General features: G+C 64.5%; 17 protein-coding genes. 15 read left to right on the forward strand and 2 right to left on the reverse strand.

The annotated features are described in order from the left end of the window. The first annotated feature begins 11 nt into the window (after window positions 1-11). From prfB to rimI, 10 genes are all read left to right on the forward strand, one after another. Window positions 12-1,143 (forward strand): peptide chain release factor 2 gene (gene prfB / locus GWK63_RS00710; protein WP_099963273.1). Its coding sequence is split into 2 segments (ribosomal slippage): window positions 12-80 and window positions 82-1,143, totalling 1,131 coding nucleotides; the frame shifts between segments, so codons are not numbered across the junction. 145 nt (window positions 1,144-1,288) lie between these two features. Continuing rightward, window positions 1,289-1,711: a hypothetical protein gene (locus GWK63_RS00715; RefSeq protein WP_223846601.1), complete on the forward strand. Its 423-nt coding sequence runs from the start codon at window positions 1,289-1,291 to the stop codon at window positions 1,709-1,711. An 88-nt stretch (window positions 1,712-1,799) separates the two neighbouring features. Next, on the forward strand, window positions 1,800-2,570 hold the full coding sequence (locus GWK63_RS00720) for a MotA/TolQ/ExbB proton channel family protein (RefSeq protein WP_034926875.1): 771 nt from the start codon (window positions 1,800-1,802) through the stop codon (window positions 2,568-2,570). Between the two features lie 120 nt (window positions 2,571-2,690). Beyond that, window positions 2,691-3,998, forward strand: a complete 1,308-nt coding sequence (locus tag GWK63_RS00725; protein WP_223846602.1) for a tol-pal system YbgF family protein — start codon at window positions 2,691-2,693, stop codon at window positions 3,996-3,998. Window positions 3,999-4,189: 191 nt separating this feature from the next. Further along, complete coding sequence (locus GWK63_RS00730; protein ID WP_007397061.1) at window positions 4,190-4,963, forward strand: response regulator; 774 nt, start codon at window positions 4,190-4,192, stop codon at window positions 4,961-4,963. A 50-nt stretch (window positions 4,964-5,013) separates the two neighbouring features. Then, complete coding sequence (locus GWK63_RS00735) at window positions 5,014-6,357, forward strand: ATP-binding protein (protein WP_007397060.1); 1,344 nt, start codon at window positions 5,014-5,016, stop codon at window positions 6,355-6,357. 114 nt (window positions 6,358-6,471) lie between these two features. Next, complete coding sequence (locus GWK63_RS00740; RefSeq protein WP_007397059.1) at window positions 6,472-7,035, forward strand: NifU family protein; 564 nt, start codon at window positions 6,472-6,474, stop codon at window positions 7,033-7,035. Window positions 7,036-7,068: 33 nt separating this feature from the next. Beyond that, window positions 7,069-7,653 carry a malonic semialdehyde reductase gene (locus tag GWK63_RS00745; RefSeq protein ID WP_007397058.1) on the forward strand — a complete coding sequence of 195 codons (585 nt, stop codon included), beginning with the start codon at window positions 7,069-7,071 and terminating at the stop codon, window positions 7,651-7,653. 3 nt (window positions 7,654-7,656) lie between these two features. Then, on the forward strand, window positions 7,657-8,367 hold the full coding sequence (gene tsaB / locus GWK63_RS00750) for a tRNA (adenosine(37)-N6)-threonylcarbamoyltransferase complex dimerization subunit type 1 TsaB (protein ID WP_039998512.1): 711 nt from the start codon (window positions 7,657-7,659) through the stop codon (window positions 8,365-8,367). Then, window positions 8,364-8,813, forward strand: a complete 450-nt coding sequence (gene rimI, locus GWK63_RS00755; RefSeq protein WP_039998511.1) for a ribosomal protein S18-alanine N-acetyltransferase — start codon at window positions 8,364-8,366, stop codon at window positions 8,811-8,813. Before tsaB ends, rimI begins: the two co-directional genes overlap by 4 nt. Here the strand turns inward: rimI and GWK63_RS00760 are convergent. Then, window positions 8,803-9,042: a sulfurtransferase TusA family protein gene (locus tag GWK63_RS00760; protein WP_007397055.1), complete on the reverse strand. Its 240-nt coding sequence runs from the start codon at window positions 9,040-9,042 to the stop codon at window positions 8,803-8,805. The genes rimI and GWK63_RS00760 overlap by 11 nt on opposite strands. Before the next feature lie 93 nt (window positions 9,043-9,135). On the opposite strand from GWK63_RS00760, the gene GWK63_RS00765 reads away from it, so the two are divergent. The 5 genes from GWK63_RS00765 to GWK63_RS00785 all read left to right on the forward strand — a co-directional run bounded on the left by GWK63_RS00765 (window position 9,136) and on the right by GWK63_RS00785 (window position 13,247). Further along, window positions 9,136-9,543: a MucR family transcriptional regulator gene (locus tag GWK63_RS00765; RefSeq protein WP_034926887.1), complete on the forward strand. Its 408-nt coding sequence runs from the start codon at window positions 9,136-9,138 to the stop codon at window positions 9,541-9,543. Between the two features lie 58 nt (window positions 9,544-9,601). Next, window positions 9,602-10,093, forward strand: coding sequence for a Fur family transcriptional regulator (locus GWK63_RS00770; protein WP_034926890.1), 492 nt, complete (start codon window positions 9,602-9,604; stop codon window positions 10,091-10,093). After that, a complete protein-coding gene (locus GWK63_RS00775; RefSeq protein ID WP_007397052.1) occupies window positions 10,090-10,935 on the forward strand; it encodes a GNAT family N-acetyltransferase in 846 nt (281 codons plus the stop codon). Before GWK63_RS00770 ends, GWK63_RS00775 begins: the two co-directional genes overlap by 4 nt. 39 nt (window positions 10,936-10,974) lie before the next feature. After that, the gene (gene lnt, locus GWK63_RS00780; RefSeq protein WP_039998510.1) at window positions 10,975-12,537 is read left to right on the forward strand and encodes an apolipoprotein N-acyltransferase; all 1,563 of its coding nucleotides are present in this window, start codon (window positions 10,975-10,977) and stop codon (window positions 12,535-12,537) included. Window positions 12,538-12,782: 245 nt separating this feature from the next. Continuing rightward, on the forward strand, window positions 12,783-13,247 hold the full coding sequence (locus tag GWK63_RS00785; protein ID WP_034926898.1) for a helix-turn-helix domain-containing protein: 465 nt from the start codon (window positions 12,783-12,785) through the stop codon (window positions 13,245-13,247). Between the two features lie 10 nt (window positions 13,248-13,257). On the opposite strand, the gene GWK63_RS00790 is transcribed toward GWK63_RS00785, so the two are convergent. Beyond that, on the reverse strand, window positions 13,258-13,920 hold the full coding sequence (locus GWK63_RS00790) for a tyrosine-protein phosphatase (RefSeq protein WP_007397048.1): 663 nt from the start codon (window positions 13,918-13,920) through the stop codon (window positions 13,258-13,260). Window position 13,921: the final 1 nt, after the last annotated feature.

The raw sequence follows: 13,921 nt of genomic DNA on the forward strand, positions 1-13,921 counted from the left end.
GGAGCAAGCCCATGTCTGCCGAGACAGAGGCCCTGAACGACCAGATCAAGCAGTCGGTGGCACTGCTGAGGAGGCATCTTTGACTGGGATGTCGCAATCGACCGCCTGGCGGAACTGAACAACCGGGCCGAAGACCCCGAATTGTGGAACGATGCCGAAGCGGCGCAGAAGCTCATGCGCGAGCGCACGCTGCTGGCCAACCAGATCGAGGGCGTGCAGCGGCTTGAAGCCGATGTGAATGATACGCTCGAACTGGTCGAGCTTGCGGAAATGGAAGGCGACTCGGCCGTAGTGGCCGAAGCGGTGGCGGGCCTGCGCGCCCTGGCCGAGGAAGCCAAGCGCCGCGAGACCGAAAGCCTGCTCTCGGGCGAGGCGGATGGCAATGACTGCTATCTGGAAGTCAATGCCGGCGCGGGTGGCACGGAGGCGCAGGACTGGGCCGAGATGCTGCTGCGCATGTACACCCGCTGGGCCGAGCAGCATGGTTACAAGGTGACCATGATGGAAAGCTCGGAGGGCGAGCAGGCCGGCATCAAGTCCGCCACCATCCAGGTCAGTGGCCCCAATGCCTATGGCTGGCTCAAGACCGAGGCCGGGGTGCATCGTCTTGTCCGTATCTCGCCCTTTGATGCGGCGGCACGGCGGCAGACCTCCTTCGCCTCCGTATGGGTCTATCCGGTGGTGGACGATTCGATCGAGATCGAGATCAACGAGGCCGATCTGCGGGTGGACACCTTCCGTGCATCGGGTGCGGGCGGCCAGCACGTCAACAAGACGGAATCGGCCATCCGTATCACGCACATCCCCACCGGCATCGTGGTGGCCTGCCAGACCGACCGCTCCCAGCACCGCAACCGTGCCACCGCCATGACCATGCTCAAGGCGCGCATGTACGAGCAGGAACTGCAGAAGCGCGAGGCCGCCGCCGCCCAGACCGAGGCGAACAAGACCGATATCGGCTGGGGCCACCAGATCCGTTCCTACGTGCTGGCGCCCTACCAGCTGGTGAAGGACCTGCGGACCAACGTGGAAAAAACCAATCCCGACGCCATCCTTGATGGTGACATTGATGACTTCATGGCCGCGGCCCTGGCCGCGCGCGTGGGGGCGACCCGCTCCGAGGCGAGTGCCCAGGCGCAGTAACCCGCGCCGGTCGTGTTCCACCCCGCAGCCCCGGCTGCGGGGTTTTTTGTGGCATGCAGGGTGAGACATTGTTCCGTAAAGGGAATTTTGTTGCGCATCTGTTGCATAACCTGCTTGACACACACAGCCTGACCACCCCCAATTCATGGTCTGGCAATCAGTTGCGGGCCTGCGCCATACGGGCGGGCCGCTGCTATGGCGGGTGAACAGGGGCGGCATGTGGTCTAACGAAGCGATGGGAATGGAGTACGCGGCCCGGCAGCGCAGGCGGACGCCCTATCTGCGCGTGACCGGGGTGATCGTGCTGGTCCATGTCGTTGTCCTGTCCGTGCTGGCCTATGGGCTGCGCCCCAAGGCCCGGCCCATGTTCCCGGCGCCCTATCGCCCGCTGCCGCCGGTTACGCTGCGGATCATTCCCATGCCGCCGCCCTTCGTGCCGAAGGCACCCGCCCTGCCGCGCCCGGTCATGGTCCAGCCGGCGGGACCCGTCATTCCCGCCCCGGTCATCGGGGCGGACAGGCGTGTCCGCCAGCCGGAAATTGTTCCGAAATCGTTACAGGTGGATTGATTTTCAATGTCCGGACTGGTCAGATAGCAATCATGAAAAGTGTTGCAGGCCAGAGCCATGGCTTTATTCGTCAGAGGATTTTAGGGAAATGACCCGACAGCATCGTAACTCAGTCATCGCGGCCGCGCTGCTTACCGCCCTGCCAGCCCTTGCGTATGCAACCCCAGCCGCCGCGGCCGACTCCAACCCGTACGGGCTGGGTGCGCTGTGGTCGAATGGTGATTTCATCGCCCGTACCGTGCTGCTCATCATGGTGGTGATGTCGGTGGGCACCTGGTACATCATGATCATCAAGTTCCTGGAACAGGCGCGCATCTTCAAGGATGTGAAGGAAGTAAAGGCCAAGTTCTGGCCCGCGGCCGACATCCGGCAGGGGGCCAGCCAGCTCGATACCGCGTCGCCGTTCCGCTACATTGCCGATACCGGCATCAAGGCCGCCGAGCACCATGAAGGCACGATGCAGGAAACCATCGACCTGCCGTCCTGGACCGCGCTGTCCCTCCAGCGTTCGGTGGACTTTGTCCAGAACCGCCTGCAGGGCGGCCTGGCCTTCCTTGGCACGGTGGGGTCCACCTCTCCGTTCGTGGGGCTGTTCGGCACGGTGTGGGGCATCTATCACGCGCTGACGGCCATCGGCATCGCGGGGCAGGCCTCGATCGACAAGGTTGCCGGCCCGGTCGGTGAATCGTTGATCATGACCGCCATCGGCCTGGGCACCGCGGTGCCGGCGGTGTTGGGCTACAACATGCTGGTCCGCCGCAACAAGGGCGCGCTGGACGAGGTGCGCAACTTCGCGGCCGACCTGCAGTCCATCCTGATTGGCGGCTATCGCCATGAAACGCACGATGTGGCGAAATGACACGCCGCCTGCGCGTGTGAGCTGATCCTGCATTCCGGCGTGGCGGGTCCATTCTGTATCGGACCCGCCGCTGCCGCTGGCCAGGGCGGATTGAATGATGGGCCGAGCGGGTCCATCCTGATGCCCTGGCCGATCAATCGGGCCATGACCCGTTCATGGAAGGACATCCAGTTGAAAAACATCACATCCAAATCGCTCTTCCAGTTGCGCGGGCGCCTGCTGGCGGGGGTCATGATGGCGCTGCCGGTGGCGGGCGTGCTGCCCGCGCATGGCGCCCATGCGGCGGACCAGCTGGGAGAGAAGGTTGGCGTGGCGCTGCAGAAGGCCCAGACCGAACTTGCCGCCAAAAAATACCCGCAGGCCATGGCCGATGTGGACGCAGCCGATGCCGTGAGCGGCAAGTCCGACTTTGAATCCTATACCATCGCGCAGATGCGCGCCGCCGTGGCGGCGCAGTCGGGCAACGTGCCGGCCGCGATCGCGGCCTATGACACGCTGATCGCGTCGCCGCGCACGCCCGCCGCCACCAAGGAACAGATGGCGCTGGCCGAGGGCAGCATGGCGTTCACCGCCAAGGATTACCCCACCGCCGTTGCGGTAACGGAAAAATACATCAAGGCGGGTGGCAAGAACCCGCAGATGCTGACCATCCTGATCCAGGCCTATTACCTCCAGCATGATTATGCCAATGCCGCCCGTGTGCAGCAGGCGCAGATTGATGCCACGCTCAAGGCGGGTGCGAAGCCGGCCGAGAACCAGCTCCTGCTGCTGGCCACCTGTCAGGCGCAGCTGAAGGACAACAGCGCGCTGACCAAGACCTATGTCCTGCTGGCAACCTATTACCCCAAGCCCGATTACTGGGCGCAGGTGGTCCATTCCGTGCTGAGCGTGCCCAACATGGCGCCGGGGCTGCGGTTCGATATCGACCGTGTGCGGCTGGAAGCGGGCCTGGTCAAGACACCGTCCGAATACATGGACATTACCGAGCTTGCCATGCAGGCGGGCATGCCGCAGCTTGCGCTCGACATCATCAACCAGGGTTACAGCAGCGGCGTGCTGGGGCATGACGCCAGCGCCCCGCGTGAGGAAAAGCTGAAGGCACTGGTGACCCAGAGCGTGGCAGACCGCAAGGCCGGGCTTGACGCGGCGGCGGCACAGGCCACCACCGGCAACGCCATGCTGACGGCGGGCTACAACTATGTGCTGTTCGGCCAGGCGGACAAGGGGCTGGCCCTCATGCAGCAGGGCCTTTCCAAGGGGCCGTCCGATGTCAATATCGGGCGCCTGCATCTGGGGCTGGCGCAGGCCGCCGCCGGGCAGAAGGCTGCTGCCATCGCCACCCTCGGCAGTGTTGAAGGCAATAACGGCGCGCGTGACATTGCCCAGTTCTGGGTGCTCAAGCTCAACGCCGCCCCCCCCGCGCACTAGCCGCCACGCATAGCGGAACGGGAACGGGGTGCCGGCTGGGTCCGGCACTCCGTTTTTGTTTTCCGCCCGGGCGGGAGAGACATTTTATGACATGAACCATGGTCTTATCCCGTCCCGGTGCGTTGGATATGCTGAAGGGCGTGGCATGAATGGCATCATGCCAGTCCTGAACCGAGAACATGGCCGAGAGAATGACACAGATACCTGCCACTGATGATCTGCCCGCCCGCATCCTTGTGGTGGAAGATGACCCTGGCATGCGCACCCTGCTTGTCCGTGCGCTTCAGGGTGACGGCTACCGCGTGCGCGGCGTGCAGGATGGCCCCGAGATGTGGGATGCGCTGCGTGCGCAGGGGGCCGACCTGATCATTCTGGACGTGATGCTGCCGGGCACCAACGGGCTTGACCTGTGCCGGGGCCTGCGCGCGCAGGCCAGCCCGGCGGCACCGGGGGAGGCACCGCTGACGGAGGTGCCGATCATCATCGTTTCCGCCCGTGGCGAGGAACTGGACCGCGTGCAGGGGCTGGAACTGGGGGCGGATGACTACGTGCCCAAACCCTTTGGCCAGAAGGAACTGCTGGCGCGTGTACGCGCCGTGCTGCGCCGGCGCGGCGGTGGGGTCACCACCCCCAGCGCCGGGCGGCAGCGCAGGGAGACCGTGCGCTTCGGCGGGTGGATGCTGGACCTGCGGCGGCGTGAACTGACGGACCCTTCGGGTGTGGCGGTCGAGATTTCCGGTGCGGAGCATGACCTGCTGACCAGCTTCCTTGACAACCCGCAGCGTGTCATTGGCCGCGACCGGCTGCTTGAACTGTCGCGCACCCGGCTGGGGGATGTGTCCGACCGCAGCGTGGATGTGCTGGTCAGCCGCCTGCGGCGCAAGCTGGGACCGGATGCGGACAGCCTGATCCGTACGGTACGGGGGATGGGCTACATCTTTACATCGGAAGTGGAACGGATCTGAGCGCGGATCCGGTGGCAGGCCAGGGGGCGGCCCATAATGGTCGCGTCCCGATGCCTGCGGCGCGGCGGATCACGCTGTGGCCGCGCGGGCTGGTGGGGCGGGTCATGTTCGTGCTGCTGGTGGCCGTGGCCCTTGTCTTTGTGGGCAGCTCCGCCTTCTATGAGGAAGCCGAGACCTACACCATAGATGATGCCCAGCTTGAACAGGTGGGCGAACGGCTGGTGATCGATGCGCGCGTGCTGGCGGCCACACCCACGTCACAGCGCATGGTGCTGGCCGCCATGCTTTCCACCGGGGACCTGACGGTGGACTGGCGCACGCCGGCGCAGCAGGGTGTGATGAAGGGGCAGCCGGCCTCGCTGCGCATGCTGCACGACCGTATGGCGGGCACGCTGCCTTCGCTGCAGGGGGATGCGCTGAACCTGTCGGGCACCATTGCGGGCACGACCGACGTGCGGGGCACGCTGCGCCTGTCCGATGGCAGTTACATGGGCTTCATGGCGCCTGATATCCTCCAGCCCCACCATATGCGGCGCGGGATCGTGTCGGCCGCGATCCTTGCGGGCGCGGTCCTGCTGGCGGCGGGCATGCTGGTGCGGGCGCTCAGCATGCCGCTGCGCGCACTGGCCGATGTGGCCGATACGGTGGGTTCGGGCCGCTGGGTGCCACTGGCGGACAAGGGCCCGCGTGAGGTCCGCTACCTGGCCCGCGCCATCAACGAGATGCAGGACCGCATCAACCGCCTGATCGCCGACCGCACCGAGGCGCTGGCCGCCGTCTCCCACGACCTGCGCACGCCGTTGGCCCGCCTGCGGCTGCGCGCGGGTTTTCTGGATGACGCGAACGCCCAGAAGGAAATCGAGGCGGATGTGACGGAAATGGAGGCCATGATAACCGGCGTGCTGGCCTATCTGTCGGGGGAGAAGGACCCTGAACCGGCGCGTCCGGCCAATGTCGCCTCCATCCTGGCCACGCGTGTGGATGATGATGCCGATCAGGGCCGTGATGTGACCTATTCCGGCCCTGATCAGGCGCAGGCTATCGTGCGCCCGCTTGCCCTCAAGCGCGTGCTGGGCAACCTGATTGACAATGCCGTGAACTATGGCGGCAATGCCCATGTCAGCCTGACGGTGCTGGAAGACAGCCTGCTGATCCGGGTGGAAGATGACGGGCCGGGCCTGCCCGATGCGGAAATCGGCCGTGTCACGACCCCGTTCTACCGGGTGGAGGGATCGCGCTCGCGCAGTACCGGCGGCCTTGGGCTGGGTCTGGCCATTGTCAGCCGGGAGGTTGCGCGTGATGGTGGCCGCTTCCGGCTGTACAACCGCCCGCAGGGCGGGCTGTGCGCGGAAATTGTCCTGCCCCGCAATACCGTGATACGCCCGGCCGGTTAAAAGCGTACCCGTACCTTCGGGTGGGGTTGGATTCGCGGCCGGGTCGATCATATAACAGGACCCGGGCAGTACTTTTGCCTCTCCCCTGTCCCGTCATGTCTGGAAGACCGAGCAATGTTCATCGAAACGGAAGACACCCCCAATCCTGCCACGCTGAAATTCCTGCCGGGGCGCGAGATCATGGCCAACGGTGCCACGGCGGACTTCATCAGCCCCGATTCCGTGGCCGGACGGTCGCGCCTGGCTGAACTGCTGTTTGACCTGGATGGCGTGGCGCGTGTCTTCTTCGGCGCGGATTTCGTGGCCGTGACCCGTTCCGACAGCGTGGAATGGGAGGGGCTGCGCCCGCAGGTTCTGGCCGTTCTGGCCGACTATCTGGCCACCGGACAGGCGGTTGTGGAAAGTGATGCACAGGTGGTGGAAGACCTGATCGCGCCGGGTGATGAGGAAATCGTGCAGCAGATCAAGGAACTGCTCGATACCCGCGTGCGCCCCGCCGTGGCGGGCGATGGCGGGGACATCGTGTTCCGTGGCTACCGTGATGGCGTGGTGCGCCTGACCATGCAGGGGGCGTGTTCGGGTTGCCCCTCCTCACGCGCGACGCTGAAGCATGGGGTGGAGAACATGCTGCGCCATTACGTGCCGGAAGTGGTATCGGTGGAGCAGGTAGAGGCCTGATCGGCAGGCCTGCGCGTAACCTGGGAATGTTTCATGGCGCTTGACGACGCTGGGCTTGATCTTCTGTTTCGGGATGCACGTACGCCGGTTGCGTGGAATGACCGGCCCGTGGGGCAGGATACGCTGCGGCGGTTATATGATCTGGTCCGTCTTGGCCCGACATCGGGCAACTGCTGCCCGGCCCGCTTCGTGTTCATCACCACCGAAGGCTGCCGCGAACGCCTGCGTCCCGCCCTGTCCGCCGGTAACGTGCAGCGGGTGATGACCGCGCCGGTCACGGTCATCGTGGCGCATGACCCGCTGTTTTTCGACCGCATGGACACGCTGAACGCGGCACCCGGCGTCCGGCAGTGGTTTGCCGCCGATGTGGGACTGGCGGAGGAGACGGCCCTGCGCAACGGCACGCTGCAGGGTGGCTACCTGATCATGGCCGCGCGCGCGCTGGGGCTGTCCGCGCTGCCGCTGTCGGGGTTCGATGCGGCCATGGTGGAGGAGGGTTTCCTGTCACAGCAGGGCTGGCAGGCCAATTTCCTTGTCTGCCTTGGCTATACCGACGGGCCGCCGTCCACGCCGCGTGCGCCCCGCCTGGATTTTGATGATGCCTGCGTGGTGGTATAGGCCATGCGGGTCCTGGTGATGGATGGTGCCCCGACCGGGGCGGACGCGCAGGCCGTCATTGCCTGCCTTGTGGTGCGCGATGGCGTGCCCGCCATGCTGGACAGCCGCATTGCCACGGGGCGCGGGGCCGCCGAGCAGTTCCCCCAGCTTGCCACCGAACTGTTCGCCCGGTGTGGCTGGACCCATAGCATGCCGGAACTGATCGGGGTGGTTGTGGGGCCGGGATCGTTTACGGGGTTGCGGGCCTCGCTGGCCTTTGCCCATGGCCTTGCGGCAGGGTCCGGCTGTGCGGTGGTGGGGGTCACGACCGGGGAAGCCATGCGTGATGCCCTGCAGGCCGCCGCCCAGCCGCTTTGCGCCCGTCCCCTGTGGTGCACCATTGCGCGGCGGGGGCGCGTCTTCATCGAAATGCCGGGCGCGGGGGCGGACACGCACGTATCGGCCCACATGCTTGACGCGCTTGACCTGCCCCCCGGCCCGCTGCTGCTGGCCGGTAATGGCGCGCAATGGGTGAAGGATGCCGTGCCCGAACGTCAGGACGTGCATCTCCTTCCCCTGCCGCAGCCTGACCCGCTGGCCATTGCCGCCACCGCCCTGCGCCGCTGGCAGGGCGCCCTGCCGTCACGGGCCGCCCAGCCGCTTTATGTCGACGCGCCGGAAGCAAAACTGCCTGCCGCAGGCCTGCGCCCGGCCCCGGCCGGTTCGGCTGCATGAATCCTGTGCCCCTGGTCCCCATAACACCGTATGCCGCCATGCTGGCCCGTATCCATGCCGCGGCCTTCGCGCCCCTTCACCGCTGGGATGCGCGGGCCATGCAGGCGCTGATCGACATGCCGGGTGTCCTGACCGTGCTGGCGCCGGAGGAGTTGGACGGGGAGGCCAGCGGTTTCATCATGGCGCGCATGATCGGTGATGAAGCCGAGATCCTGACCTTTGCCGTTGATCCCGTATGCCAGCGCCGGGGCATCGGACGTGACCTGCTGGCGCGCTGCGTGCGGCAGGCGGCCTCTGCCGGGGTGGTGAGCGTGTTTCTGGAAGTGGCGCGGGACAATGCGGGCGCGCTGGGCCTGTATCATGCCGCCGGATTCGCGCCGGTGGGGCTGCGGCGCAATTATTACCCCGACGGGACGGATGCCTGTGTCATGCAGCTCAGGATTTGAGCACGACCAGCCGGTGTGTCATGCCATCTGTTTCTGTCTGTATTTCTTCCACAACATGCCCGAGCAGCCCGAGACTGCGGGAAACATTGTCCAGCGGGGTTGCGCCACGCAGGCGGACAATCAGTTTTTCTCCGGTGGACAGTCTGTCAAGTGCCAGTCTGGTACGGACGAAAGTCATGGGGCATACTTCATGGGTGATATCTAGTACCGCCATCTCAATATCGGACATATTACCACAAAACCTCTGTTGTTGCCGGTTGCGATCCGTCCGGAATTATTTATATAGGATACATCATTATTCCAGAGCGACAGGATCAGATTGATGGCTGATGAAACGGCAGAAGTGGAAGTGCGTGAACTGGCTGCCGAAATCGTTTCGGCATATGTCTCCCGCAATGAACTGGAAGCGGAGATGCTGCCCGATCTGATTCACCGGGTCTATGATGCCGTGGCCTCGCTGGGGCGTACGGAACCCGTGCCGGAAAAGCCGGTGCCCGCCGTTCCGCTGAAGAAATCGGTCTTCCCCGATTACATCGTCTGCCTGGAGGACGGCAAGAAGCTGAAAATGCTCAAGCGCCACCTCAAGACCGCCTATAACATGACCCCCGATGAATACCGGGAGCGCTGGGGCCTGCCGCATGACTACCCCATGGTGGCCCCCAGCTATGCCAGCCACCGTTCCACCCTTGCCCGCAAGATCGGCCTTGGCACGAAACAGCGTGAGGACTGAGCCACACGGTGTGTGGGAGTGTGGACAGGTATCTGCATGATCGGCTACGCCCGTAAGCATGGTGATGGACAGTAACGGATTACAGACGCGCATCGAGCGCATGTGCATCGAGCGCGGCCTGAAGATGACAGGCCAGCGCCGGGTCATCGCGCGTGTCCTGTCCGAGGCCCATGACCACCCGGATGTGGAGGAACTGTACCGCCGTGCGTCCATGCTGGATGCGCGCATATCGGTCGCCACGGTGTACCGCACCGTACGCCTGCTGGAGGAGAACGGCATCCTTGAACGCCGGGACTTCGGTGGCAGCCGTGCCCGCTACGAAGCCACCGAGGAAGGCGACCACTATCACCTGATCGACGTGGAAAGCGGGCAGGTGGTGGAGTTCACCCATGCCGCCCATGCCGAGCTGCTGCGCCGGATTACGGCGGAACTGGGGTTCGATCTGGTGTCCCATCGGCTGGAACTGTTTGCGCGCAGGCTGCCGGACGTGCCAGAAGAACAGACGACACAGGTGGCGCAAACGGAGCGGAAAGGCAGATCACGGCCTTGAGTATCGAGAAGACCATACACTCCCTTTCTACACTGGACCTTGAACGCAACGGTTTTCCTGAACTGCGGGGGGGGAATCTTGGCGTCAGGATTGCCGCGACCGATGAAGAACGCGATGCCGCACAGGCGCTGCGTTACCGGGTGTTCTATGAGGAAATGGGCGCCCGCCCCGATTCCCGTACCGCCCGCCTGCGCCGTGATGTGGATGAATTCGACGATTATGCCGATCACCTTCTGGTGATCGACCATGCCATCTCCTCGGGCGCGCGGGGGGTTGTGGGCACGTACCGGCTCATGCAGGGGGATGCGGCCAGGAAGCTGGGCAAATTCTATACCTCCAGCGAATATGACATTTCGCCACTGACCGAATTTCCCGGTCGGCTGCTGGAAGTCGGCCGGTCCTGCGTGGACCGGAACTATCGTGGCCGGGCCGCCATGCAGCTGCTGTGGCGGGGCATTGCCTCCTACATCTTCCTGCACCGCATCGATGTGCTGTTCGGCTGCGCCAGCCTGCCGGGCACCAATCCCGATGCGCTGTCCGATGAGCTGACCTACCTCTATCACAACCACCTGGCCCCGCCCGCGCTGCGTGTGCGCGCACTGCCGGAACGGCGGGTGGAAATGCTGCGTTCCGACCCGCAGCTGCTTGACCACCGGCGCTCGCTGGCCCGTCTGCCACCGCTGATAAAGGGGTATCTGCGGCTGGGTGGCTATGTTGGTGATGGCGCGGTGATTGATGAGCAGTTCAACACCACCGATGTCGCGGTACTGGTCAAGAGCGAACTGCTGGCCGACAAGTATTACCGTCATTACGAGCGCCGCCTGCGTGACGCGCTGGACTAGTGCTGCCTGCCACAGCCGGGCAGCGGGCCGCCGCGATTCATGACAGTCCTGTTGCGGAAATACGTTGCCCTTGCGCGTCTGCACGGCTGGCGTGCCGATCTGGCCATGGTCATGGCGGGCGGGCTGTACGCGCTGGGCTTTCCGCCGGTGCATGCGGTGGTCGTGCTGCCTGTTGCCTTCTGCCTGCTGGCCCTGGCCATCGATCATGCCACGGGCTGGCGGGAGGCGGCGCGGCGGGGCTTCATGTTCGCCATGGGGCTGTACAGCGCCGGGCTGTACTGGCTTATGTATGCCATCCTGCTCCGGGCGGATGATTTCTGGTGGCTGGTGCCGCTGGCATCACCCGGCTGCGCGCTGATCCTGGCACCGCTGAGCGCGCTGTCGGCGGGTGTGAGCCGACTGGTGCCACGCGGGACGGGACGGCTTGCGGTGCTGGCCGCGCTATGGACCCTGACGGATATGGCGCGGGTCTATGTCTTTAGTGGTTTCCCCTGGAATCCGCCCGGCAGTGTCTGGGAATTTCCCGGCCTGGCCGGTGATGTCATGATCCAGCCGGCCGCCTGGATCGGAGTGGACGGGCTGACCCTGCTCACCTGCCTGCTCTCGCTTGCGCCGCTGTACGGGCGCGTGGGGCGGCTGGCCTGTCTGGGGGTGGCGGTGTTGTGGATCGCAGGCGGCACGCTGCGCCTGGGCAGCCTGCACGATACCTACGACCATAACCCCGAGGTCGTGCTGGTGCAGGGTAATGTGCCGGAGACGGAAAAGATCGCGGGAAATGCGGATGTGGCGATCTTCCGCCGCTATCTTGGCCTGACCCGGCAGGGGGTGACGCAGGCCGTGGCGCAGGCACAGGGGCGGCCGGTCGTGTTTGCCTGGCCGGAATCGGCATTTCCCGGCCTGCTGATGGAAGACGATATCGCACGCCCCATGATCACCCAGGCAGGCAGGGGCGCGGCGGCCGGCGTTATCGGCACGGTGCGCTGGCTGCAGGATGATCATCACTGGCGTAACAGCATGGTTGCCCTGCTGCCGCCCGACGGCATGCCCGCGGCCATATATGACAAGGCGCATCTGGTGCCCTTTGGCGAGTACCAGCCCGCCTTCCTGCCCTTTCATGTCGTGCCGGGGGAAGGGATGACCCCCGGCCCTGCGGTACAGACATGGCACCTGCCCGATATTGCCGCGGTGGGGCCACTGATCTGTTACGAGGTGATCTTCTCGGGACAGGTGGTTGACCCCCATGACCGGCCTGCATGGCTGCTGAACAGTACGAACGATGCCTGGTACGGTAACAGCGCCGGCCCACGCCAGCACCTGGCTGCCGTGCGCATGCGGGCGGTTGAGGAAGGCCTGCCGGTGGCCCGTGCCGCCAATACCGGTATCTCAGCGGTTTTTGACGGGCGTGGCCATGAACTGGCGCGTCTGGGCTGGAACCGGCAGGGTGTGCTGGTTCATGCCATGCCCGATGCGCTGCCCTGTACGGTTTTTGGCCGCTTTGGTCGCTGGATTCCGCTGGTTCTGGCACTGGCCGTGGGGCTGATCGGGTTCTGGCGTGCCTGCGCGCGGGCCAACGTGGCACGGGACAGCCTGCCAGTCCATTGATGGCCTTTATTCATGCATATAAAATGCATGAATATTTTCCTAATTTTACCCACATCCACTTGACCGGCAAATTTTATGCATCCCTGACCTGTCGTGGAATGGTTATGGCCAAAAATAACATATATTATAGCATGGTTTGATGTAGAAAGACTTAACATCCGGCATGGATATCAAATCTATTTTCACTTTCAGTGGATCACAGAATATCAGACACGGAAGGTAAGGCCATTATTGTGACCGGGAAAATGCCGACGACATCCAATCCTGTTGATGTGCATGTTGGCAACCGTATCCGTCTGCGGCGCACATTGCTGGGTATGTCACAGGAACGGCTGGGCAATGCCCTGGGCCTTACATTCCAGCAGGTGCAGAAGTATGAACGCGGTCGCAACCGGGTCGGGGCGTCACGGCTTTATGATCTGGCCTGTGTGCTGGATGTTCCGGTGGCCTTTTTCTTTGCCGGGCTGCCCGACCCGGTGGGCAGCATGGAACCGTGCCCGTCCGGGCCGGAAGGCGTGTCGGAACCCGCGGTCCCGCTTGGCGGGAGCATGGCGGTGGGAGACATGCCGCCACCTGCCACGAATACGGGTGATCTGGCGCTGTTTTCCCGTCGTGAAACCATTGAACTGGTGCGGGCCTATTACGGAATCGAGGATAGCAGCACGCGCCGCCGCGTACTTGACCTTGTCCGTTCGATGGGGGCGTGCTGAGGCGGCGGCATCATTCCCGCCGCAGGACCCTGTCATTCATGAAGGCCGCGATCCGGCCCGCGCGGAAATCGGCGCGCAGGCGGTCCTCGTCATATTCGGTGCGGACCCAGTCCATGAAGGGAATGCGTCCTTCCGCTTCTGCCTGATAGCGCAGGAAGAAGGCGTCCAGCACCCCGGTGCGTGAACTGTTGAAGTGGCCGTTCTTCCATGAAAGCTGGCGGAGCGCCTGCCGTGCCGTACCCCCTTCGAACAGGATGACAAGCCCTGCCGCCAGTCCCGTACGGTCGGCACCCGACTTGCAGTGCATCAGCATGGGAAAGCGGATGGTGCGGTAGATCCGCTCGAACCGTTCTATGCGGTCACGATGCGGGGCATTGCGGCTTTCGAATGCCATGTCGATATGGGTCAGGCCAAGGGCCTGCGCCGCCTCGCGCGACAGTGCATCGGAGCCACATCTGCGGTGCCCGCGCAGGTTGACCAGCGTTTTCAGCCCGTAGCGCCGCGTCGCCAGCCGCAGCCGCCACGGTGTGGGGTGGTTGCAGCGGTAAACCCGCCCTGGAATGACCACGCGGAAGTTGGTCCATGTCTGGCGCAGGATGGCATGGTCCACGAACAGGCTGTCAATCCAGGCACGGCCACGGCCGGCGGGGGTGGACAGGTTTCCCTCAAACAAC

This window comes from Komagataeibacter rhaeticus (assembly GCF_011611525.1).
Lineage (GTDB): Bacteria > Pseudomonadota > Alphaproteobacteria > Acetobacterales > Acetobacteraceae > Komagataeibacter > Komagataeibacter rhaeticus.